General features: G+C 53.0%; 23 protein-coding genes. 17 read left to right on the top strand and 6 right to left on the bottom strand.

The window, feature by feature from the left end; all coding sequences use genetic code 11:
• Positions 1 to 178 precede the first annotated feature (178 nt).
• From NSQ46_RS26680 to NSQ46_RS26665, 4 genes are read left to right on the top strand one after another with little or no spacing between them, the layout of a single operon-like run.
• On the top strand, positions 179 to 541 hold the full coding sequence (locus NSQ46_RS26680; RefSeq protein ID WP_028407387.1) for a PadR family transcriptional regulator: 363 nt from the start codon (positions 179 to 181) through the stop codon (positions 539 to 541).
• On the top strand, positions 528 to 1211 hold the full coding sequence (locus NSQ46_RS26675) for a permease prefix domain 1-containing protein (RefSeq protein ID WP_232239456.1): 684 nt from the start codon (positions 528 to 530) through the stop codon (positions 1209 to 1211). Before NSQ46_RS26680 ends, NSQ46_RS26675 begins: the two co-directional genes overlap by 14 nt.
• Complete coding sequence (locus NSQ46_RS26670) at positions 1208 to 1801, top strand: DUF4825 domain-containing protein (RefSeq protein ID WP_144867678.1); 594 nt, start codon at positions 1208 to 1210, stop codon at positions 1799 to 1801. The genes NSQ46_RS26675 and NSQ46_RS26670 overlap by 4 nt, the downstream gene beginning before the upstream one ends.
• A 50-nt stretch (positions 1802 to 1851) precedes the next feature.
• On the top strand, positions 1852 to 3156 hold the full coding sequence (locus NSQ46_RS26665) for an LLM class flavin-dependent oxidoreductase (protein ID WP_028407390.1): 1305 nt from the start codon (positions 1852 to 1854) through the stop codon (positions 3154 to 3156).
• A 94-nt stretch (positions 3157 to 3250) separates the two neighbouring features.
• Here NSQ46_RS26665 and NSQ46_RS26660 read toward each other — a convergent pair whose 3' ends face one another.
• From NSQ46_RS26660 to NSQ46_RS26650, 3 genes are all read right to left on the bottom strand, one after another.
• Complete coding sequence (locus NSQ46_RS26660; protein ID WP_210094184.1) at positions 3251 to 3769, bottom strand: DinB family protein; 519 nt, start codon at positions 3767 to 3769, stop codon at positions 3251 to 3253.
• A 130-nt stretch (positions 3770 to 3899) separates the two neighbouring features.
• Positions 3900 to 4505 (bottom strand): class I SAM-dependent methyltransferase, encoded by a 606-nt coding sequence (locus NSQ46_RS26655; RefSeq protein ID WP_028407392.1) that lies wholly within the window; start codon positions 4503 to 4505, stop codon positions 3900 to 3902.
• Positions 4498 to 5913 (bottom strand): NAD-dependent malic enzyme, encoded by a 1416-nt coding sequence (locus tag NSQ46_RS26650; protein WP_341341459.1) that lies wholly within the window; start codon positions 5911 to 5913, stop codon positions 4498 to 4500. Before NSQ46_RS26650 ends, NSQ46_RS26655 begins: the two co-directional genes overlap by 8 nt.
• A 208-nt stretch (positions 5914 to 6121) precedes the next feature.
• On the opposite strand from NSQ46_RS26650, the gene NSQ46_RS26645 reads away from it, so the two are divergent.
• Positions 6122 to 6421 carry a hypothetical protein gene (locus NSQ46_RS26645; RefSeq protein ID WP_007132474.1) on the top strand — a complete coding sequence of 100 codons (300 nt, stop codon included), beginning with the start codon at positions 6122 to 6124 and terminating at the stop codon, positions 6419 to 6421.
• 448 nt (positions 6422 to 6869) lie between these two features.
• Positions 6870 to 7907, top strand: a complete 1038-nt coding sequence (locus tag NSQ46_RS26640) for a lytic polysaccharide monooxygenase (RefSeq protein WP_342575342.1) — start codon at positions 6870 to 6872, stop codon at positions 7905 to 7907.
• Positions 7908 to 8191: 284 nt separating this feature from the next.
• Here the strand turns inward: NSQ46_RS26640 and NSQ46_RS26635 are convergent, their stop codons facing one another.
• Positions 8192 to 8953: a DeoR/GlpR family DNA-binding transcription regulator gene (locus NSQ46_RS26635; RefSeq protein WP_144867668.1), complete on the bottom strand. Its 762-nt coding sequence runs from the start codon at positions 8951 to 8953 to the stop codon at positions 8192 to 8194.
• A gap of 355 nt (positions 8954 to 9308) precedes the next feature.
• Between NSQ46_RS26635 and NSQ46_RS26630 the strand changes: the two genes are divergently transcribed.
• The 6 genes from NSQ46_RS26630 (at position 9309) to NSQ46_RS26605 (ending at position 15548) form a co-directional block, all read left to right on the top strand.
• Positions 9309 to 10364, top strand: a complete 1056-nt coding sequence (locus tag NSQ46_RS26630; protein ID WP_144867666.1) for an ABC transporter ATP-binding protein — start codon at positions 9309 to 9311, stop codon at positions 10362 to 10364.
• A complete protein-coding gene (locus NSQ46_RS26625) occupies positions 10357 to 11235 on the top strand; it encodes a sugar ABC transporter permease (protein WP_007132470.1) in 879 nt (292 codons plus the stop codon). The genes NSQ46_RS26630 and NSQ46_RS26625 overlap by 8 nt, the downstream gene beginning before the upstream one ends.
• Positions 11236 to 11360: 125 nt before the next feature.
• On the top strand, positions 11361 to 12101 hold the full coding sequence (locus NSQ46_RS26620; RefSeq protein ID WP_260985731.1) for a carbohydrate ABC transporter permease: 741 nt from the start codon (positions 11361 to 11363) through the stop codon (positions 12099 to 12101).
• 76 nt (positions 12102 to 12177) lie between these two features.
• The gene (locus NSQ46_RS26615) at positions 12178 to 13515 is read left to right on the top strand and encodes an ABC transporter substrate-binding protein (protein WP_342575338.1); all 1338 of its coding nucleotides are present in this window, start codon (positions 12178 to 12180) and stop codon (positions 13513 to 13515) included.
• Between the two features lie 36 nt (positions 13516 to 13551).
• On the top strand, positions 13552 to 14316 hold the full coding sequence (locus NSQ46_RS26610) for a glycerophosphodiester phosphodiesterase family protein (RefSeq protein WP_144867658.1): 765 nt from the start codon (positions 13552 to 13554) through the stop codon (positions 14314 to 14316).
• On the top strand, positions 14316 to 15548 hold the full coding sequence (locus tag NSQ46_RS26605; protein ID WP_342577019.1) for a sn-glycerol-1-phosphate dehydrogenase: 1233 nt from the start codon (positions 14316 to 14318) through the stop codon (positions 15546 to 15548). Before NSQ46_RS26610 ends, NSQ46_RS26605 begins: the two co-directional genes overlap by 1 nt.
• 179 nt (positions 15549 to 15727) lie before the next feature.
• Here NSQ46_RS26605 and NSQ46_RS26600 read toward each other — a convergent pair whose 3' ends face one another.
• On the bottom strand, positions 15728 to 16138 hold the full coding sequence (locus NSQ46_RS26600; protein WP_144867656.1) for a VOC family protein: 411 nt from the start codon (positions 16136 to 16138) through the stop codon (positions 15728 to 15730).
• A gap of 73 nt (positions 16139 to 16211) precedes the next feature.
• A complete protein-coding gene (locus NSQ46_RS26595) occupies positions 16212 to 16964 on the bottom strand; it encodes an RNA polymerase sigma factor (protein ID WP_144867654.1) in 753 nt (250 codons plus the stop codon).
• Between the two features lie 388 nt (positions 16965 to 17352).
• Here NSQ46_RS26595 and NSQ46_RS26590 point away from each other — a divergent pair, with 388 nt between their 5' ends.
• From NSQ46_RS26590 to NSQ46_RS26570, 5 genes are all read left to right on the top strand, one after another.
• On the top strand, positions 17353 to 19317 hold the full coding sequence (locus NSQ46_RS26590; RefSeq protein ID WP_144867652.1) for a methyl-accepting chemotaxis protein: 1965 nt from the start codon (positions 17353 to 17355) through the stop codon (positions 19315 to 19317).
• A 162-nt stretch (positions 19318 to 19479) separates the two neighbouring features.
• Positions 19480 to 20340: a transporter substrate-binding domain-containing protein gene (locus NSQ46_RS26585; protein ID WP_342575330.1), complete on the top strand. Its 861-nt coding sequence runs from the start codon at positions 19480 to 19482 to the stop codon at positions 20338 to 20340.
• 223 nt (positions 20341 to 20563) lie between these two features.
• Positions 20564 to 21790 (top strand): extracellular solute-binding protein, encoded by a 1227-nt coding sequence (locus tag NSQ46_RS26580; RefSeq protein WP_342575328.1) that lies wholly within the window; start codon positions 20564 to 20566, stop codon positions 21788 to 21790.
• Positions 21791 to 21853: 63 nt separating this feature from the next.
• Positions 21854 to 22720 (top strand): sugar ABC transporter permease, encoded by an 867-nt coding sequence (locus NSQ46_RS26575; protein WP_144867646.1) that lies wholly within the window; start codon positions 21854 to 21856, stop codon positions 22718 to 22720.
• Positions 22720 to 23538, top strand: a complete 819-nt coding sequence (locus tag NSQ46_RS26570) for a carbohydrate ABC transporter permease (protein WP_342575327.1) — start codon at positions 22720 to 22722, stop codon at positions 23536 to 23538. The genes NSQ46_RS26575 and NSQ46_RS26570 overlap by 1 nt, the downstream gene beginning before the upstream one ends.
• Positions 23539 to 23573 lie beyond the last annotated feature (35 nt).

Here is a 23573-nt window from a genome sequence, read left to right as displayed (position 1 = left end):
GAATCGAAGGGTCTGCCGCAAGAGCGTCTACTAGGACGGCGGCAGCCCCTTTTTTCTGTCCCAGCATTCAGCGGAAGCATGAATCAGGAATTATTATGTCTTTGATATTACTTTGACACACATAGTAATTTGTGTTATATTAATCCCATTCTTTCCGTCAGAGGAGGCTTCGGAAACGTTGCTTGAATCATTACATAACAGCGATTTGATACGGGGAAACATCGACACGTTTATTCTTCGCGTGCTCATGGACGGAGATAATTACGGGTATCAAATCATTAAAGAAATTGCAAGGCGAAGCGGCCAACGATTCGAGCTTAAGGAGCCAACGCTGTACTCCAGTCTGCGAAGGCTAGAGAAGCAGGAGCTTATACGCTCGTATTGGGGGGAGGAGACCCAAGGAGGACGACGGAAATATTACCATCTTACACCGCAAGGGCGTGAGCGTTTTTTAAGAAACAGGAGTGAATGGAAGGCTGCGCGGGTCGTTATCGATGACTTGATCGGATATGGAGAGGAGCTGGATCATGATGTCGAATGAACATGAATTGGAGGTTTACGTTAATCGGTTATTTGCGAATCATCGGAAGACAAGGGAGACGCTGGAGCTGAAGCAGGAGATTCTTAGTAATCTGGAGGCAAAGGTTGCCGATGAGATGGCTCATGGAATGGACCGTCAAGCGGCAATCCGTTTAGCGATCGATGGCATCGAGGGAATCGATGACCTGCTCGATGACAACCCGAGGATGTATGTTACCCGTTATCGTTATGAGCTTCTGCAAAGTGCCTTGATCTATATTCTGCTGGCATGGATACTGACTCTGCCTGCACGGATTATGCCTAGCGGGGTGATGATTAATTCCCTTCTGCTGTGCTTGGCCGCCCTTGCCGGCATCATGTTTTTAGTCGTGTCCTCGCATCTAAAACGAGATGACACGCAAACGGCTGTCGTCCATTCGGCCGGACGGTCGCACTGGCCCAAGACGGCGTGGGCGATCTGGGGGATATTCATGGTCGTCGTTACCGCGTATACGTTTATTTTGCATTTCGGCAGTGATATTTGGTTTGGCCGTCCCCTTAAGGTAGATGGGCCCTATTCGCTGTATGTCCTCGCAATGCAGCTTGCCCTTCCCTTGACATCGGTGATCGTCCCGATGCTGGTTCATCGGGCCTCCAGATTAACCGACAAACATGAGGTGAAGGAAGCATGAGCAGAAAAAATGTATGGATCGTTGTACTGTTGATGATCGGCATCAGCGGCCTCTTCGCGTTGGAAGGCTTCATCAAGCCCAGGGCGAATGCGCAGGCGGTTCGATACGAGGCTGAGCAAAACGATCCGTTAACGCATGACATCCGTCAATCGATACCGTATTCGAACAAGTATATGGGGAATGCGGCGAACTTCGCCAATCTGAACGCATCCCTGCCTTTTCGCAGCATCGGAAGAACCTTTCAGATGTACCCTGACCGGCTGACAGCCGAGATTCTGTATCAGGCTAGAGCAGGGGAGCTTGCCCCTGATAAGCTGAATGCATTGTTCATGTATAATTCAACGGCGAATTTTGCATTGATCGATAACCTCGAGGAGCTGATATTCACTTTTGAAGATCAAAGCTTTACGATTCGGCGGGATGAGGTTGAGACATGGTACCGGGAAGTAGGAAGCGTTGCGCTTCTGCGCGATATCGATTTGTGGAGGACCCACGTCCAATCCCGCATAGCTGATGAAGACCAAGTTACCGACTTTGTCACGAGTGTTGTGAGACCAAGTTCGCAAAAGAAGGATAGATCATCGATATAGAAGTGTGTAAGACCTCAGTTCACAGTGTCTGAATGTATGGAGGAATAACGATGAGCCAACAGGAGAGACGATTGAGTCTCGGTGCTTTTCTGATGAATTACGGTCATCATATCGCGGCATGGCGTCATCCGGAGTCGTCGAAAGTCCGGCCGATCGATTTAGCCTTTTACAAAGATTGCGCTCTTGCCGCTGAGCGCGGAAAATTTGATATGATATTCCTTGCGGACAACAACTCGATTCCTTTAATAGGGGATTTAAGAACCAATGTCAGCTTTCTTCAGCCTGAAGCCTTGACGATGCTGAGCGCTTTGGCGGGCGTGACCTCACATATCGGCCTGACGGGGACCGCTTCAACCACCTTCAACGAGCCCTATAGCTTGGCCAGAAGGCTCTCAACGCTGGACCATATTAGCGGTGGCAGGGCAGCTTGGAATGTTGTCACCTCCACCAAGGATGCGGAAGCGCGGAATTTCGGATCAGCTGCATTGCTGGAGCATGGGAAGCGGTATGAACGGGCGGAAGAATTCATGCGGGCGGTTACCGGCCTGTGGGACAGCTGGGAGGAAGATGCTGTAGTTGTGGATCGGGAAGGAATCGTGTTTGCCGATACGGATAAAATCCACCGGGTTCATCACCAAGGGGAATATTTTCGCATCGAAGGGCCGTTGAACATGCCAAGATCGCCGCAAGGCAGACCCGTGATTATCGAGGCAGGCACCTCGGCCGCCGGACAACGGCTGGCTGCGCGAACGGCGGATGTTGTATTTACGGCATGCGAGGATAAGGCGGAGGCCATCAGGTACTATCAACGGTTTAAGAGCCTGCTGACCGAATATGGGCGTGAACCGGATGATGTAAAAGTAATGCCGGGCCTGCTCGTATTCCTCGGGGAGAGCGAGGAGGAAGCCCGCGAATCCAGGCAGATGTGGAGCGAGCTTATTTTGCCGGAGGCTGCGGTTAAATATCTGTCACAGCTATTGAATACGGATCTGAGCGGATACCCGGCCGATGGGCCGTTACCGGATCTCCCCAAGGAAGGGAACAGCAGCCGGGCGGTCATGATTATAGAGACGGCTAAGCGAAGCGGAATGAGCGTTCAGGAGCTGGGACGGCATTATGCTGTGGCACGAGGCCATATGACCGTTACCGGAAGTCCTGATCAGATCGCGGATATGATCGAGGACTGGTTCAGGAGCGGAGCCTGCGACGGCTTTAATGTTATGGCGCCTTTATTGCCAAGCGGGCTGGAGCGATTCGTGGATTCGGTGGTGCCTTTGCTGCAGCAAAGGGGAATATTTCGTTCAGAATATTCGGGGCGCACATTGAGAGAGCATCTGGGGATCAGACTTAGATAAGCGGAAGACCGATCGGGTTGACCTGTACATCCTTATAAAAAAGGGCATCCAGTACCGGAATGTTGGCGATTCCAGTGCCGATGCCCTTTTTCATTCATGACCTTAAATATTTATCGCGAATCAAATTCATATGGTGAATTTCGTGACCGGCAATGATAAAAGCGGCGGCTCGGGCGGAGAGGGGGTAGTTGTTAAAGCTGCCTTGCGCAAGCATCCCCTTCTCCGTCAGGCTTCCCACGAGCGTTAATGTCGACATCCTGACCGCGGAGTAATCCCGCAGCACTTCCTTCAGCGGCAAGCTGGCAAAGGGCGAGTTTTGAACGAATGCCTCCCGGTCATAGCCGGAAAACTCCCGGGCGTCCCCGCGGGCTATATGAAGCAGACGATAACTCCATAGACGCTCCCCATCCGCGATGTGGCCCATCACCTGCTTCAAGCTCCATTTTCCCTCGGCATACCGGTACTCTGCTTGCTCCTCCGTTAGATCGCCCAGCGTCTTTAATGTATCGTCATGCAGCTCCTGCAGCACATCCACAATGTTTCCGTCAGGCACCAGGCTGATGTACTTCTCAGCCAAAGGCAAATATTCTGTTGGATCCGGTCTTGTATTCATAACGATTCCCCCGATTTAAGAATTTACTGTCTCATACATAGACTCATATGCAGACAGAGCCGCCAGAATGATGATTCGTTAGGAAGGCTTATGTTATGCTCAATCAAGCGCCTGAATGATCAGTACGCCATTAGGTTGCATGCGCCCAGATCAAGTGGACGATGCCGTTCCAATAGCGTTCGGATCGAAGCACCTTCAGCGGTGAGTCCTTCACGATGCGAAGGATATCGCGGTTGAAGTGACAGCCGGATATCCGCCGGGCTGCAGGATTGGCCAGATGCTGGGCGAGGCCGATAAGCCGGTTGGCGCTGACCCCATGCTCCAGCAGATAGACGCGGCCGCCGGGTTTGGCCCAGCGGTTCATGCGGCGCAATGCTTCCAAGGGATCCTCGTAGCCGCATAGCGACAGCGTGGACACCACGCAGTCAAAAGACCGCTCCGGAAGCTCCAGCGTCTCGATATCATGCTCAAGAAAAGTCGCATGAATGCCAAGCTCCACCGCAAATTGCCGCGCGCGGCTCAGCATTTCCGGCGAGAAGTCGACCGCGGTCAACTCGACCTTGTCCCGCTGATAGAACGGAAGGTTCGCACCGGCACCGACGGCGACCTCAAGCACTTGTCCTGAGACGTCCTGAAGCAGCCGCTGCCGCCATCTCCCGATATAACGCTGCCTGGAGTTTCTTTCGTACATGGCGGCTTGCTTGTTGAACTTCCGAATCAGCGCCCCTTTATTCACGCGGAATTCTCCGTGCTACGCCGGTTTTGATCGCAGCCTTTACAACAAGCTCACGGATAGCCTTTACGACGTTTTGATTGAATACGCTCGGAATAATGTAGGAAGGGTTCCGTTCATCATCCGGTACAGCCGACGCGATAGCCTCCGCTGCTGCAAGCTTCATTTCCTCGTTAATCGTGGTCGCTCTGCAGTCGAGCGCCGCGCGGAAAATTCCCGGAAAGCAAAGCACGTTGTTGATTTGGTTCGGATAATCCGAGCGTCCGGTAGCGATGACGCCAACGATGTCTTCCACCTCTTCGGGCCGGATCTCCGGCGTTGGATTGGCCATGGCGAAGACGATCGGGTCGTCGGCCATCGCCAGTACGTCCTCGCGGCGGAGCAGGCCGCCTGCAGACAATCCGATGAACACGTCGGCACCGCGAATGACTTCCTGCAGCGAGCCTTGCACCTTGTCCGGATTCGTATGCTCCGCATACCACTGCCACATCGAATTGTTGTAATTGCCACCGGCAACTAGTGCCCCTTCGCGGTCGACGCCGATGAGATTTTTGACTCCGGCCGAGAGGAGAATTTTACTGCAAGCGACCCCGGCGGCACCGATTCCGCAGACGACCACCTTGATCTGATCAATCGATTTTCCGACGATTTTCAAGGCATTGATGAGCGCCGCATATAATACGACGGCTGTGCCGTGCTGATCGTCATGGAACACGGGGATATCGAGCTCATCCCGCAGCCGCTGCTCGATTTCAAAACAGCGCGGAGACGAAATGTCCTCCAGATTGATGCCGCCGAAGGCAGGCGCCAACGCTTTGATGCAGGAGATGATCTCCTCGGTATCCTGGGTGTCCAGACAGATCGGGAACGAATCCACGCCTGCCAGCTGCTTAAACAGCATGGATTTGCCTTCCATGACCGGCATCGCTGCATAAGGACCGATATTGCCGAGTCCCAGTACAGCGCTTCCATCGGAAATGACGGCGACCGTATTTCTTTTGATCGTCAGGGTATAGGCCTTCTTGGGGTCTTCCTGTATGGCTGCGCAGACACGGGCGACATCTGGCGTATAGACTCGGGAGAGGTCATCGCGGTTCTGGATTGGAATTTTGGGCTGAGTTTCGATTTTGCCTCCGAGATGCATGAGGAACGTGCGGTCGGATACGTTGACGAGTCGAACGCCCTTCAAATTTTTGACGGTGTCGGTGATCTTGCCGATGTCGACGCTGTCAGTAACGGTAATCGTAATATCGCGGACGGTGATATGGCCGCTGGACTGGATGACGTCGATCGCCACCATATCTCCCCCGGCTTCGAAAATCGCGGATGCAACCTGGCCGAATTTGATGTCTTGCGTGTTCATTTCCAGTCTGAGAATAATGCTCTTTCCTCCGAGTCCGTTTTTTTCCATTGCTACCTCCATGAGTGTTTAATCATTGACATGATTGTTAGTGGGTGTAACGGTGTATAATGTTAACAATAAGATCTTTCGCTAAACGCTGGTCAATTTCCTGTTTCCCGGATCGAACAATCCCGGATCCGCATAAAGAAATTAATGGCAGGGAGCAGCGTATACGGGGATTGGATCCAAATCATTATACGGTGAAGGAGAGAAGACGATGAATGCCCGAATCGAGGAACTCGAGAAACGCCTGGAGAGCAAGCACCATAAAGACCTGTTTCTTCAAATGAAGCATACGCTTCAGGCCGTGGACGATCTGGCTGAAGAGCACCGAAGGTACCAAGCGGTTCAAGCGCTCAGCGGGGTACGGATCGTCGGCTCCGAAGAGAGTGTCTATTTTGATACCCTTAACCAGGTGAAGGAGCTGATCGTGCACACGCTGGAGATGACGATCGAAGACCTGGAGCACAAAGGGGATAAGCGGTACGAGAAGAACTTCAAGGATGGCGTTGAGTGATCTTCTGAAGACGGCTGGCTCGCTTCCGGCAAGGCAAGCGTACGAGAGAACTGTTTCATAAGTAGATTTTTCTACTATGGGCAGTTCTTTTTTTGATTTACAACGCGAAAAACGGAAGCCGGAATCGTGCGCTCTTGCTTGCAAACCTGTCAGCTGTTGTCGTGGACGAGCTAAGTTTGTCTGATGTGGGATACAATATTATCCAATTGTCATTGGAATGTGTAAAAAATCGTTGTTTTCTATTATGGGATACCGGGATTTGATCCATTAAAATGATGATAGGGATGGTAAAGCTTGGACATTATAATGATTCTTCCAAGCTTGACAGAACTTAGGTAACGGCTCTGCTTGCGGAGCTACGGACAAAGGAGGTGTGCCAAGAGAGAAGGGAACGACAATCGCTTGCGGCAGTGGATTGAATTTTACAATTAAAAGGAGGAACAATTGTATGACATTAAGTTTGCCGAACAAATCTTGGCTCAAGCATGTAATCATTGCAGGCTCCACGATGCTGTTAATGGCCTTATTTATGGTTTTATTCGCGGATAAGGCATTTGCCCACGGATATGTTGAATCCCCGGCGAGCCGCGCGCTTCTGTGTAAGCAAGGGGTTAACTCCGATTGCGGCGCGATCGTTTACGAGCCTCAGAGCTTGGAAGCTCCTAAAGGCTGGCCTGCAGCAGGTCCTGCCGACGGTAAGATTGCAAGTGCAGGCGGCGCGTTCCCTAAGCTTGACGAGCAGTCCGCTACACGCTGGAGCAAAGTCAGCATATCTCCAGGAACGACGACGTTCAAATGGCATTTGACAGCTCCGCATGCGTCGGCAAGCTGGAAGTACTACATTACGAAGGACGGCTGGGATCAAAATGCTCCGCTGAGCAGAGCTTCCTTCGACCTGACGCCGTTCTGCTCGATTAACTACGGAGGCGCAAAGCCGCCAACAGATTACACATCAAGCTGTAACGTTCCGGCAAAATCCGGATACCATGTCATTCTGGCTGTATGGGAAGTAGCGGATACGGCAAATGCATTCTATAACGTCATCGATGTTGACTTTGGCGGCGGTAACGGTACTCCGAACCCGAGCGTACCAGCTCCGACAGGTCTGACCTCTCCATCCCAAACAAGCAGCAGCGTTTCCCTGGCTTGGACAGCTTCGACAGGAGCTTCCAGCTACGAGGTTTATCGTAACGGAACCCTTGTGGGTACATCCGCAACAACCTCTTACAATGATACGGGCCTGACGGCTGGTACGTCCTACACGTACACCGTGGTCGCTGTCAGCAGCAACGGCAGCAAATCCGCGGCATCTGCACCGCTCTCGGTGTCGACGTCCGGCAGCTCCGCAACCTACCCTGCTTGGAGCGCAAGCACCGTGTATCTGGGCGGTGACAAGGTTTCGTACAACGGAAAGAACTATGAAGCAAGATGGTGGACGCTTGGCGAGACTCCGGGATCTGCCGAAGTGTGGAAGCTTCTCCCATAAGCATTTCCTTCGATTATCAAGGATTCTCTAATGTGAATGAATAATGAACTGTCCTTAAGTAGATTTCTCTACTGCGAGACAGTCTTTTTTTATGGATTGTGATGAAAAGCGAAAGCGTTAGGACTCCCTAGCGTTCCATCTTCGATGGGAGGAACGATTCATACATAACACATTTCGGGACGTTCCATGCGACAATAATGAAACAAGAAGGGGCCTCCCGCAGGGTCCCTTCTTGTATTTTCATCGAGCAGTCAAGATAGGCCGTTGCCTTAAGTCTAATCCCCTTACGCCCGGTACACCGTGATGCCCCGTTCCTGGAACGGCCGAATATCGGCATCGGATGCTTCGGTTCCCGTGACGAGGGTGTGAATAGCGCTGTTTGGGGCTACGGTATGCAGGGACAGCTTGCCGATCTTGGAATGGTCGGTAACAACGACGATTTCGCCTGCGGCGCGGATCATGCCCTGTTTGGCGGGGACGAGCAGCGCTTCCGGGTGCATCAGCCCATGCTGCGGATGCAAGGCAGGCGTTCCGATGAAGGCCTTTTCCACATGCAGCGAACCAAGCACGTGATCGGTAAACATGCCGTTCAGCATATAGCTGGAGGGGTACAGCTCCCCGCCGGTGAGAATGACCTTAATGCCAGGGGCATCCCGCAGCTCAACGGCTACGTTCATATCGTTGGTTATCACGGTAATATCGGAGCGGTGAATCAAATGGGTAGCAATATGCAGCGTTGTTGTACCTGAATCGATAATGATATTCTCCCCGTCTTCGACAAGGGAGGCCGCCAGCTGGCCAATTCGGATTTTCTCATCACGGTGAGCGTTGGCACGTTCATTAAAGGACGGCTCGTTCCGCGTCCACTGCTCCATGATGACCCCGCCATGAGTGCGCTTCAGGGCGCCTTCCTGTTCAATCTCCGCCAGATCCCGGCGGATGGTTGCGGTATGAACGCCGAATTCCTGCGCAAGCTGAGCGACCGTAGCCGTTCGATATTGCCTTACATAATCAATGATTCTTCGCTTTCTTTCATGTGCCAGCAACCGATCATATCTCCCTTCCTGACTCGAGCATAGACTTACGGCATTTTTATATACAATGCGCATTATTGCTCTTTTATGCTCACCGTTCGGTACCCTCTCATTGTACCCTTCTAACGTTAAGCGAATGTTAAAACTGCAGGAACCGCGCGAATTTACACAAACCGAACCCCAAGCTAACACTCTCCTAATAAAGCGGATCTACAATCGATTTGAATAAAAATGAACAAAAATGATCATTATCTGCTCATTTCCTGCGTACAAATAAGCAGGGATTGAAAGGGATTTCATAAATGATGATTTGTTCATTACGCTGTACAGCAGGATCAGATTATTACACAGGTGAGGGGGATCGCATTTGGCATCCATTGAATTCGTGAAGGTAAGCAAATATTTCGACCGTCAGCCCGTCATACAGGATTTGGATCTCAAAATTGAAGACGGCACGTTCACCGTCCTCGTCGGCCCGTCCGGCTGCGGAAAAACCACGCTGCTGCGCATGATTGCAGGGATTGATCCGCAAACCTCCGGCACCGTGCTCATCGATGGCAAGGACGTGACGCGCATCGCTCCGGGCAAACGCGGAGTGGCGATGGTGTTCCAGAATTATGCCATTTACCCGACGATGTCGGTCCGGGAGAACATTGAGTTCGGGTTGGTCAATAACAAGGTTCCGAAGGCGGAACGAACCCGGCTTGTCGAGACGATCGGAGAAACGGTCGGCCTTGCCGATTACCTGGACCGAAAGCCTTCCACGCTGTCCGGGGGACAACGGCAGCGGGTCGCGCTCGCACGGGCGATGGTGAAGAATCCGTCCGTATTTCTCATGGACGAACCGCTGTCGAATCTGGATGCGAAGCTGAGAGTGCAGATGCGCATCGAGCTGATCGAGCTGCACAAGAAGCTCGGCACCACCTTTGTCTATGTGACGCATGATCAGGTAGAAGCGATGTCTATGGCCGATACGATCGTGCTGATGAACAAGGGAGTCATTCAGCAGGAGGCGCCGCCGGAGGTGGTGTACCGGAAGCCGAGCAATCTGTTCGCCGCCCAGTTCATCGGCGTGCCGCCGATGAACATCGCTCCGCTCGGCGAAGACCGGAGCACATTCGGCTTCCGTCCGGAGAATGCCGTCCTTGCCGCCGAGCCGGGCTCGTTCTATTTTTCCGCCAAAGGGGAGATTGCCACGCGCGAAATGCTCGGCTCCGAGACGATCTACCAGGTGAAGACGGGGGATGGACGGTCCTTTATGGTGAAATGCCCGGACGATATATTCCATGTCGATCAGGAGGTATACCTTGGCGTGCCGGCCGACAAACTGTTCTTCTTCGGGGCGGATGGCAACCGCATCGAGGAGCGGGACGCGCGCTACCTGGATTTCCTGGAGCGGCTGCGGGGGCAAAGTCATGGATAAGAAGCGGATTTGGGAAGGATTTCGTCCTTACGTTCTAATCGCGCCGGCGATGGCAGGAATCTTCCTGTTCGTCATGTATCCGGTGGGCTACCTGATCTATTTGAGCCTCTTCAAATACAATCTGCTCAACAAAGACAAGAGCCGATTCGTCGGACTGGATAATTTCACGCAGATCCTGGGCCGGGGCGATTTCTATAAGGCGCTGTGGAATACCACGATCTATACCGCCGGCGTCGTGGTGCTGACCATGCTGCTGTCGCTGCTGTTCGCCGTATGGCTGAACAAGAAGGGGCGCTTCAATTCCATCGTGCAGGCGGGAATTTTTACGCCGCATGTTGTCTCGATCGTTTCGATCTCGCTTGTGTGGCTGTGGCTGATGGAGCCGAATCAAGGACTGCTCAATTATGTCCTCAAACTGGTCGGGCTCCCGCCTTCGGATTGGCTGCAAAGCTCCAAGACCGCCCTGATGTCGATCATCATCGTGTCCGTATGGCAGGCCATCGGTTACTATACCCTCATTATCGTGGCGGCTCTTCAGAGCATATCGCCCAGCATCTATGAAGCGGCTGCGCTGGATAACGCAAGCAAATTCAAGGTGTTCTACAAAATCACGCTGCCCATGATTTCGCCGCAGCTGTTCTTCATCCTGATTATTATGACCATCGGCTCCTTCAAGGTGTTCGATACCGTTCAGGTCATGACGGGCGGGGGGCCCAACAATGCAACAACGACGCTGGTGTATTACATTTACGGCTTCCGTACGACCAATATCGGATATGCATCTGCAACGGGCGTACTGCTGATGGCTGTCATCGGGCTTCTCACCTTCGTTTATTTCCGGCTGCTGGCCAAGAAGGTCCATTACCAATAGTCTCCGCCGCTATGGCAGAAAGGAGGAACAGCTTGAAGACCCTGGAATGGAAGAGCATCGGGCAAGCACTGAGCATCGTGCTGAAGGCCGCCGTACTGATCCTATTTATTTTTCCGTTTCTGTGGATGATCTCCACTTCCTTGCAGACGTTTCGCGAGACGATGGCGTTTCCGCCGACATGGATTCCGGCCTCGCCGCAGTGGGGTAACTTCGTAGAGGCGATGAATGCCGGTCCGTTTCTGACCTATTTCAAAAACTCCGTCGTCGTAACAGGCTCCATCATTATTTTGCAATTTCTTGTTATGATTCCGGCGGCTTATGCATTCGCCAAGTATAAATTCCCGGGGAAAACGGTCCTGTTCGGCATGATTCTGCTGGCGTTCATGATTCCCGGCCAGGTTACGTTCATTCCCGTCTACCTCATGATGGCGGAATGGGGGCTTGTGAAGACGCTGCTGCCGCAGATTATCCCGTTCGTCTCGAATGCCTTCGGCATTTTCCTGTTGCGGCAGTATTTCATGCAGATTCCGGAGGAAATCATCGAGGCGGCCCGGCTGGATAATGCCAGCGAGTTCAACATTATGCGGAAAATCATGATCCCGATGTCGGGGCCCGCGCTCGCAACCATTGCGCTGTTCAGCTTCGTCAGTCATTGGAACGATTATTTCTGGCCGCTCGTCATGACCGATTCGGCCGAGGTCCGGCCGTTAACCCTCGGGATTGCGATGCTGCGGGAAACCGAGGGCATCAGCAACTGGCATATCATTATGGCCGGCAACGTGATGCTGGTCGTACCGATCCTGCTGGTGTATCTATTTTGCTCGAAGCATATCGTGAAGGCGTTTGTGTATTCAGGAATTAAGTGAATAATATGCGAGTTCTTTTCTTAAATTTGACAGGAAACTACAATTCATTATCGAAACGTAATGGAGGAATGAAAAAATGAGATCCAAGTGGTTTACGCTTTTGTCCATCATCGTGCTGTTCAGTATGCTGGCCGCGTGCGGCGGGGGAGGGGGCGGCACCGCGAATACCGGCAATACCGGAAGTACCGGCGAGAGTCCGGGAAGCGGGGCTGCAGAATCCCCTTCAAGCGGCAAAGGGGTCACGACCGTTCAATTTTGGCATTCGCTTGGCGGCAAGAACGGGGAATATATGGATGCGCTCATCCAACGCTTCAATGACTCGCATGAAGATATTGAGGTGGTCGGTACGTTCCAGGGAAGCTATGACGAGACGGTGACGAAGCTGCAGCAGGCCATCGCGTCGGGTACGGGCCCGGACGTGAGCATGCTGGAGCGGGCCTACGTGCAGATGTTTGCCGATGCTGAAGTATTGGAGGATCTGACGCCGTATCTCGAACAATCCGGGATCAGTGCCGATGACTTTACGCCGGGGCTGATGGGTCACTCGTACTTCAACGACCAGCTTGTCTCGCTGCCTCTGAACCGGTCCACTCCGATTTTACATGTGAATAAGACCTTGCTCGATGAGCTCGGGCTCTCCGTTCCGACAACATGGGAGGAGATGAAGGAAGTCGCGAACGCGCTGGTTGTAAAGGAAGGAAACGAGTTTAAGCGGTACGGGGTCAGCATGCCTTATGACACCTGGTATCCGATCGCGATGATTTCGCAGGCCGGCGGCACCTTTTTCAATGAAGATAATACTTCGATCGGTTTTGGCGATAACGGGGCCGGAGAGAAGGTATTCGCTTACCTGAAAGACCTGCAGAGCACAGGCGCGCTTTATTATCCGCCGGCCCAGGATTCCGGGAATATTGTGAACAGCATGTTCGTGGAGGGCAAGGTCGGGATGATCTTTCAATCCACAGGCTCGATCGGCGGTCTGGCCAGCACGGTGGATTTCGATTATGTGACGGCTTTCCTGCCGAAGGATGAAGTACACGCGAATCCGACGGGAGGGGCGAATGTCACGATGCTGTCTTCTTCCAAGAATAAGGACGCCGCGTGGGAGTTTATCCGCTGGATGGAGATGGAGGAGGAAGGCGGGCTCGAGTTTATTTTGCAATCCGTGTACTTGCCATTTACGAAGCAGATGGTGGAATCGGAGAAGATGCAGGAGCTGTGGGCGAAGGAGCCGAACCGCAAGGTTGCTTACGATCAGCTGGAGTTTGCCGTCGATACGAACAAGGATGTAGCCTGGCCTGAAATTATGCATGAGTTTTTCTCGGCGATCGAAGCGATCATGTACGACAGTAAGGATATCCCGTCCACGCTGGACACGTTCAAGAAAGAAACGGAGCGGATTTTGGCTCAGTAATCGATGACAAAAGGGAAAAAAGGAGTGGCAGGACTTATGATCGAACGACTGCAGGAACAAGCCGGCATTATGGTGGCCGCACACCGCGGCTACAAAGCGGCCTATCCGGAAAATACGCTGGCGGCATTTCGCGAAGCGCTGGAGCTCGGCGTCGACATGCTGGAATTCGACCTCCGGCTGTCCAAGGACCGCCAGGTCGTCGTCATTCATGACGCAACCGTCGACCGGACGACCAATGGCACCGGCAAGGTAAGCGACTTTACGCTGGAGGAGCTGAAGGCGCTGGATGCGGGCGGCTGGTTCGGGCAGGCGTTCAAGGGCCGCGTCATCCCGACCCTGGAGGAGCTGTGCGAGCTGCTGGCGGAATATCCCGAGGTGCTGTGCAACGTGGAGATTAAGCCGAGTCCGGATGCCAAGGAAGCTGCGGATCTGACGATCGCGATATTAGGCCGGCACGGATACCTGGAGCGCTGCGTGTTTACCTGTTTTGATGCTGAGGTGCTTACTTATATACACGATGCTTACGGAATGAAGACCCAAGGCTTTCCCGGAGAGAAAATGTCGCATTTCGTCCCGGGCGAAGACGGCACATATGCAAAAATGTGGGCGATCGGCATTGAGATGTCGCTCTTGTCTCCTGCGATCGTCGCGCGGTTTCAGGAGCAAGGGCTGCTCGTCTGGAGCTACTGCCCGGACGATGAGGAAGGGGTCCGAGCTTCGCTGGAATGCGGCGTAACCGGCATGACCTGCAACGATCCGCTTCCGGCGCTTGCGCTAACCCGAAAGAAGGGTGACCAATGATGAGCTCTTTGTTATCAAACATTAGGAAGCAGACGGCAGATTTGCCGGCGCAGCATCTCGCCAATCTCGATGAAGTCGAGACGATCCGGATAGAATCCGGGGCTTTGTCCGGCGTTGCCGGTTTTTTGGAGCAGAAAGGCTGGACCTCGGTCGTCTTGGTCGCGGATCGCAATACGTACGAGAAGGCCGGCAAATCATTGGAGAAGCTCCTCGTCCGTGCATCGCTTCAGGTGCAGGTAACGCTGCTTCGCCCTGATGCCAAAGATGATGTCATTGCCGATGAAGCCTCGCTGATCCAGGTTATTCTGGATATTCAGCAGAGCAGGGCCGGCGCCGTGCTTGCGGTGGGCGGCGGAACGATTCACGATATTAGCCGGTATGCGGCCTATACTGCCGGCCTTCCGTTCGTCTCGGTGCCGACGGCGGCATCCGTGGACGGCTTTACGTCCAAGGGAGCGCCGATTATCGTGCGGGGGGAAAAAAGGACGATCCCCGCCATCGGACCAAGCGCGATTTTTGCCGATGTCGACATTCTCATGCAGGCCCCCGCGCCGCTAACCGCTGCCGGGTTCGGGGATATGCTGGGGAAATACACCTCGCTCTTCGACTGGACATTCGGCAGCCTGATCGCTGATGAGCCTTATCTGGACCGAGCCGCGGACATCACGGCGGCGGCGCTTCGCAAATGCGTGGATGCGGCAGGGGCGATCGTGGGACGGACCGAGGAGGGAATCCGGATCTTGATGGAGGCGCTGATCGAGTCCGGCCTTGCGATGCTGTTGTTCGGTCAGTCGCATCCCGCATCGGGCTCGGAGCATCATCTGTCCCATTATTGGGAGATGGAGTTTATCCGGCTCGGCAAGAAACAGCTGCTCCACGGCGTCAAGGTGGGCGCAGCCTGCATTGAAATCTCGCGTCTGTACCATGCGATAAAGGAAGAAGGGCTTGAAATCCGCGCAGGGCGTTTCGGGGAAACGGGAACGAAAGCGGAGCAGGAAGCGGACCGCATCCGTCATCGGGTATCCGAGCACTGGAGCGACATTTGGCTGCTTCTGGAACAAATCCCGAGTCCGGCCGAGCTTAGTGAGCTGATGCGTTCGGTCGGAGGTCCGGCATCGGTGTCGGAGCTTCCGATATCCGGCGAGCTGCTCCAGCGGAGTCTGCGTGAAGCGCATCACGTTCGTTCGAGCAGGAAGACCTTGCTTCATATCTATAACGAATACGTCCGATAACAAAGCTTCTGCGGGCTTATGCCTTTAAGGCTTCTGCCTGTCCTTCTGACAGCTTGTCTTTAATGACTTGACGGTTTCACTAGACGGCGGTCAACCGCAAAGAAAGCTGTTCCCTTAGCGACTGAATGGCTATGGTGAACAGCTTTTTTGTGTTGTGATAGGGCTAAAATTCCGATTGTCTACTCCGGCCGTTCTTCGTCAGGTGACGGCCAGCCGCCCCACAGACTTACGTGATTGCCGTCCGGATCGGTGAAGCTAAAGCTGTAACCGCCGTCCTCAATATACCTCATTTCGCTGACGGTCACCCCGCTATTCTGCAGATGCCGGTACACTTCCTGAATCTCATCGACCTGAAGCTGGACGATGGGCTGAAGCCTGCCCTGTGAATCGGTGAACTGAAGTCTCGGGATGTCCTCGGCCTGTACGAGGCCAAATCCGACATCGCCGATGCACAGCCAAGCGGCGGGATCTCCAGGCGTATAGGGGAAAGACAGCTGTACCCCCAGCAGCTCCTGATACCATTTCAGCGATTTCTCCACGTCTTTGACCGGCCATTGAATTACGGCAACGCGGTGCGGTGTAATTGCCATGGTTATTTTCACGCTCCTCATATCAATTGGTTAACTTGTTTCTCATCTACGCCTTCCCATAGGTGTGATCACTCTAAGAAACGGAAGACGATGCGGAAAAAGAAACGGGCTCGAAAAAAAATTTTGTCCTAAAGGCAAGCAAATGTCCGTCAGGATCCCAGAACGTAAAGAATAGCGCCTGTCCGGAACGCTGGACCTGGCGCAGCGTGATGCGGTTTGCGCTGATGGACAGGTAGGCATTGGCAATGGCATACGGGTTGGCCGTTTGAAAGCCGTGAATCAGCGCCTCGAACCAAGCCGGTGAGCCGGAAGGCTCCTGCAGCGGAGAAGGCGGAACGGATGCTCCGTTCTCCGCTTGCAGCTTGGCTAACCGTTTGCGGGCCCGTTTCAATGCTTCCTTCACGGCTCCTTCGGTGCTCTCGATAAGCTGAGCCGCCTCTTTGGCCGTAAACAAGAAAATGTCCACCAGAATGACCAGCACCGTCTGCTTGGCAGTAAGCCGGCCGGCGATCAGTTCGATCGTCTCCCGGATAAGGAAACCGTGCTCCTCGTATTCTCTTTCCGTTAAGTCGTCTCCAGAGAGCATGGCCTGACGGCGCTGCTTGCGATAGCTGTCGATCCAGACGCTGCGGGCGACCTGGTATAAATACGCCTTGGTAATCGGGCGATCCTGCGATCGGGATAGCGATCGATGAAGCTTGATCAGGGATTCCTGCAGCAGCTCCTCGGCATCCCAACTAGAGCCCGATGCAAGTTGTAGACAGTAGCGTCGAAGAAGAGGCATAAACGGGGTTATGAGGCTTGAAAATTCGGAATCGAAAGCCATATGTATTCACTCCTAATCATCCTGCCTTTAACATTCCATAAAGCCTGGAATAAGTCCTGCCGAACCTGCCTCAGGTCTATAGATGATGTGATCAATAGACTATATTGGTCCTTTTTTCCTAAATCCACCAAATGCGTTTCGTAGGCGAACGAAGAAGTCGAATTTTGTAAAAAGTGAAATGAAGCTCTTAAATTCCTCTCCTAAGCTGCCGATAACAAACTAAGCGGAGTCTTACAGTCCAGCTTATACCAATATTTTTTCGATACCGCTTGTTCGTTTTTGTTTTTGTAGTGAGCGCGCCTTAACACAAAAAGAGAGCATACGCAAAAATTTTGGACACAGGAATGAGTAGGACCCCGGAACCATTTTTGGGGAGGATTTTAGAGCCATGCTAAAGAGCCTTAAGCAAAAGATGATAACGATGATTTGTTTGATTCTGCTTGTCAGTCTCGGCACTGTCTTCGCGGTAACCTATAACAGCTCATCCAATTTGCTGGGAGACAGTCTGGACAAGGAAGCGCTCTTGAGCGCCGAGAATCTGGCGCTGCAAATCGACGACTTTCTGAACGCGGAAATTGCGAAGATCGAAACCGTCGGCAAGTTCATTACGGGGGACAAAGAGCAGGATTTGAAGTTGATTCAGAAGGCGCAGGAACAGAATACCGAATTCGAAACCTTCTTCTTCTCCTATGATCTGACAGGAAAGAACGTAATCAACTTCCTTGGAGAGGTTACCGACGTGTCCGACCGGGTTCATTACCAGGAAGCCGGAAAGGGCGAGGGCAAGATTGTCGTGTCGGAGCCTGTGCTGTCCAAGCGGACCGGAAATAACATCGTGACGATGATCATTCCGCTCATGAAGGACGGGAAGCAGTATGGATATATGGGCTCGACGCTTCCGATTAACGAGGTACAGAAGAAAGTATCAGATCAATCCTTCGGCGAAACCGGCTATGCCTTCTTGTTGAGCCGTACCGGAACGTTCATGTGGCATCCGTCCGAGGAGCTTGTCCTGCAAACCAAGGTTCAGGATGTCGATGCGGAACTGACGAAAGCTTATGAAAAGGTGAGCCAAGGCCAGCCGGGAGAATTCCAATATAAACTGGACGGAACGGCATATACGGCAGCCTATGCCCCGTCCAAATTAAATTGGGGCGTATTCGTTACGGCGCCAAGCAAGGAGCTGAACGCTCCGATCTCCAAGCTATCGGTAACGCTCGTTGCCATCTCGGCAGGAGCGCTGCTTGTATCCATCGCTGCAGCATATTGGGTGACGTCGCAGATTGTGCAGCCGATCCGTAAGCTGAATGCGGCCGTGAAGGAAGTGGCCGCAGGGGATTTGACCAAGACGATTCAAGTGAAGGGCAAGGACGAGGTCGCGGTTCTCTCCGGCGATTTCAACCAGACGGTATCCCATCTGAAGCATCTGGTCGATGGAGTGAACGATTCATCCAAGCAGGTGCTGACCGTAACCGAGGTTGTCTCAGGCGGAGTCGATACGGCTTTGAACAGCGTCGACCGGATTGGAACGTCCATTCGCCAAATTGCGAGCGGAGCGAACGCCCATGCTGCAAGCTCTTCCGAGATCGCTGTATCGATGAGCGATATGGCGAGCGGCATCGTGAAAATTGCGGAAACTTCATCCATGGTGTCCGAGGCTGCGCAGGAAGCGGCAACGCAGGCGGAGAGCGGCTCTGTCGTCGTTGAGCAGGCCGTGAAGCAGATCGGCAACATCGGCGAGGGGACATCCAAGGTTGGAACCGCCATCGAGCGTTTGAACGAACGTTCTTCGGAAATCGAGCAGATTTTGAGCTTTATTACGGAGGTCACTTCCCGCATCCGCCTGCTGTCGCTCAACGCTTCGATTGAAGCGGCAAGAGCAGGGGAACATGGCCGAGGCTTTGCAGTCGTCGCTGAAGAAGTGAAGAAGCTGGCCGGGCAATCGGAAGCGTCCACCGATCAAATTGCGAAGCTGATCACCGAGATTCGGGAAGACACGCTGAATGCGGTAGAAGTGATGGACGTCAGCCGTAAGGATGTGCAGGAAGGCATCGCCCTCATTGAAGAGGTGCGCGAGAAATTCGATAACATTCTGTATGCGACCCGGAACGTAGCCGATCATATTCTCGAAGTTTCGGCTGCTTCCGAAGAGATGTCGGCAGGCTCCGAGCAGGTCAGCGCTTCCATTGAGGAGCTGAAATCGATCGCCGACCATACCTCCAGCGATGCGAAGAATGTGGCAGACGCTGTTGAAGAGCAGATCGTGACGATCAAAGAGATTTCGAACTCTGTTAAGCAGCTTGAGAGCGTAGCCGAGGAGCTCAGCAAAGAGCTGGCAAAATTCAAGTTGTAGTCTCCCCGGGCTGCTTGAAAGGGGGGATGCCTGTAGGAAAGGGTTAAGAGAGTCAAGCAGCAAACAGGGGTACGAGGCAAGCAGGCAAGACAAGAAAGCAGAAGTAAAGCATGCAAGAAAGCAAGAACTACAACAAGAAGAAAACTGGAGGAATTAAAAACCATGGCTAAGAATTGGAAAAAGGTATTACTGGCAGGGGTAGTCAGCTTATCCCTCGTAGCAACAGGCTTTGCGGCAAACGAGGTTCTGAGAACACCGGACGTTTCCGCAAAATCCGCTTCATCCCAAGCGCCGGGACAGCTTAAGAAACAAGCGGAATCCCAATTGGATGAAATTATTGAAAGAGGCTATATTCGGGTAGGCATGACCGGAGACTATAAGCCGTTTACATATTTGAATCCGGAGACCAAAGAGTACGAAGGCTACGACGTTGACGCGATGAAAGAGCTTGGTAAAGATCTTGGCGTAGACGTTCAGTTCGTGAACACGACTTGGTCCACGATGATGAAGGATCTTCAGGACGATAAATTCGATATCGCCGTAGGCGGAGTTACTCGTAACACAGCTAGACAAAAAACAGCATACGTTTCCCAAGGCTACATCTCCTTCGGTAAAGCGCCTTTGATCCGCGCTGAAGACAAGGACAAATACTTGACGATTGAAGACATCAACAAGCCTTCCGTACGCATTGGCGTTAACCCGGGCGGCACAAACGAAGTGTTCGTACGCGAGCATCTGAAGAATGCGAACGTAACGGTTGTTCCTAACAACCTGGACATCCCGCATCTGGTTGCGGACGGCACGTATGACGTGATGATCACCGATACGATCGAAGCGATCACTTATGCGAAGGCTGACTCCAGATTGTACGCTGCGTTGACGGACAAGCCTTTCACCAACAGCGAGAAGGGCTACATGATTCCTCGCGGCGACTTCGAGTACGCAAGCTACCTGGAAATGTGGATTGATGAAATGAAGCTGCAAGGCAAATTCGACGCAATCCACAAAAAGTGGCTGGAGTAGGATCCAGCCTCACCAATGTATAACTTGCACCAATATCTGCCGGCAGAACAGGATGAAATTCCTGATCTGCCGGTATTTTTTTGCGTTCGTCCGCTCGATCCGCGTTGACCGGCCGTACCTCTAGCGCCGTTTAGCAACCAAGCGATAAGGGTAATAAATAGACATAAGGTACGAAGCAAGCGTACCTGTATACAGCATCAGGATTTGAAATGGAGGGCGGACGATGAAGTTTGGAAAAGGGTTGGCGGCAAGCGTAAGCATCCTGTTGATATGCATGCTCACGGCTTGCGGCGGCAGTGACACATCCGGGCGCGTGCAGATTGAATTTTTCCAGAACAAGCCTGAAGCCAAGGGCTCCTTCGATGCATTGATTCAGAAGTTCAACGAATCCCAGTCCGACATTACGGTCGTTCAAGTCAATCCGCCGGATGCGGAGACGGTCCTGAAGACACGGGTCGTCAAGGACGACATTCCCGACATCGTCGGCATGGGGGCAACCGATACATATTCACTGCTGGCCCAGAGCGGCATTTTCATGGATATGACCGGCAGTCCGCTGCTGAGCCGGGTAGATGAGACGTATGTGCAAATGCTTAAGGACGTTTCCGGCATGGAGGAAGTCATCGGCATTCCATATTCCACGAACGCCAACGGCGTGATGTACAACAAGGAGATTTTCAGCAAGCTGGGCCTTTCCGTTCCACGCACTTGGGACGAGCTGCTGGCCACCGCGCAGAAGGCAAAGGACGGGGGAACGATCCCGTTCTACTTCACATACAAGGACGATTGGCAGACGGTGCTCCCGTTCAATGCCTTGGCCTCCAATCTGGCAGGCATCGAGTTTTATTTGGACCGCAGGGAGGGGAAGGTCACGTTCGCGGACCGATACCGTGAGATCGCGGAGAAGCAGCTGGAGCTGATGGAGTATGGGCATGGGGACAACTTTGGCAAAAACTACGCCGACGGCAACCGCGCCTTCGCCAGAGGCGAGTCGGCGATGTACATTCAGGGGACTTGGGCGATTTCCGAAATCCGGAAGGCCAATCCCGAGGCGCCGATCGGCTTCTTTCCGCTGCCGACCGGCGACGATCCGGAATCGAACAAGCTGATTTCGGGAGTGGACACCTTGCTGGCGGTCGCCGAAGAGTCCAAGCATAAGGAGGAGGCATTGCGGTTCATCGAATTTTTGCTTGAGCCGGAGAACAGCAAGCAGTACATCTCGGAGCAGACGCTGTTCTCGACCGTGCAGGGCGTTACGCAGGACGATCCGGCCGTGGCTGAGCTTTTGCCTTACCTGGAGCGAGGACGGGTGGTCGATTTTGCCGACCACTACATCCCGGCTGCCGTTCAATTGAACTCCATTATCCAGTCCTTTCTTCAAAATCGGGATATCGACGCCTATCTGAAGAAGCTGGATACGGAATGGGACAAGGTTGCGGACAGGCGCTAAGCGGGGAGGAACAGGCAGCCCTGACCAACGCCATTCCAATGAGACAACGAGGAGGATTCAAGCATGAACAAGCGGCTTATGCCTTACTATTTGATGACCGTACCGGCAGTTGTGCTGTTCTTCGTATTTCTGACCCTGCCTGCGCTGCAAGGCGTGTATTATTCCTTCACGAACTGGAACGGATTCGGCGACCATTACGATTTCATCGGACTCAAAAACTACGTGAACCTGTTCAAAGACGGCAATGTCGGCAATGCCTATTGGTTCACGTTCAAGTTCGCGGTCGTGGTCACGATTCTGATCAATATTCTCAGTCTCTTGATCGCCATGGGACTGAACGCAAAGATCAAGGCGAGGAATTTTTTTCGGGGCATCTACTTTCTGCCGAACATTCTCAGCGTCCTGATCGTCGGCTACATTTTCAACTATTTATTCTCGAACGTCTTTACGATATGGGGACAGAACCTCGGCATTGGCTGGCTCTCGACCAACCTATTGGGAAGCGAGCAGCACGCCTGGATCGGCATCGTCATCGTGGCGGTGTGGCAGGGCGTCGCCTATAATACGATTTTGTATCTAGCCGGACTGCAGACGATTCCGGGCACGCTGTATGAAGCCTCGAACCTGGATGGAGCGAACCGCTGGCAGGAATTCTGGAAGATTACCTTCCCGCTGATCGCCCCGTTCTTCACGATTAACATGGTGCTGGCGATGAAGAATTCCCTGATGGTGTTCGACCAGATCGTGGCGCTGACAAACGGCGGCCCCGGACGTGCGACGCAATCCATCTCGCATCTCATCTATACGGGGGGCTTCGAGGGCGGCGAGTTTGCGTATCAATCCGCCAACTCGGTCATTTACTTTATTCTGATCGCCGTCGTGTCCATTGCGCAAATCCGGTTTTTACAGCGAAGGGAGGCGGAGATGTAATGCGGACCAAAACCAATTGGCCGGTCATGATCCTCATCGCCTTGGGCACTGTGCTGATCCTGTTCCCGTTATACATGACGGTTACGATAGCGCTCAAATCGCCGGAGGATATGCTGACATCGGTGTTCGGCCTGCCGAAGGAGCTTCATTTCGAGAATTTCGCCAATGCGATCGCCATGACAAACTTCTTCAATGCCCTGGGCAACAGCGCCATGGTAACGACCGCAACGGTCGTCCTGACGCTGCTTACGAATTCGCTCGTGGCCTATGCGATTGCGCGTAACATGAACCGGAGGTTTTTCAAGGGGCTCTACTTTTACTTTATCAGCGCGATGTTCATTCCGTTTCCGATTATCATGCTGCCGCTGGTGAAATTGACGGCCGGCTTGAACATGACTAATCTGGTGGGACTGACGATCCTGCATACCGTGTATGCGCTCGCGTTCAACGTGTTTGTCTATGTCGGCTACATCAAGTCTATACCGGTTGCTCTTGAGGAAGCGGCCCGGGTTGACGGGACGTCCACGTGGGGGACCTTCTGGAGGATCATCTTCCCGATTATGGCGCCGATCAATGCAACGGTGGGCATCCTGATCTGCTTGTCCACCTATAACGACTTCCTGCTCCCGCTCATCATCATCAGCGACACGGATTCCTATACGCTGCCGCTGGTGCAGTACATTTTCCAAGGGCAGTTCAATACCGATTTCAATCTGGCCTTCGCCTCGTACCTGATGGCCATGCTGCCGATGATCATCATTTATCTGTTCGCCCAGAAATGGATCATTAACGGCATTACGCAGGGAGCGGTCAAGTAGGCGGGAGATGGGATAGTAAAAAATTAAATATGCTG

The organism is Paenibacillus sp. FSL M8-0142, from assembly GCF_038597315.1.
Lineage (GTDB): Bacteria > Bacillota > Bacilli > Paenibacillales > Paenibacillaceae > Paenibacillus_AQ > Paenibacillus_AQ lactis.
This window is presented reverse-complemented; position numbering and strand designations above follow the sequence as displayed.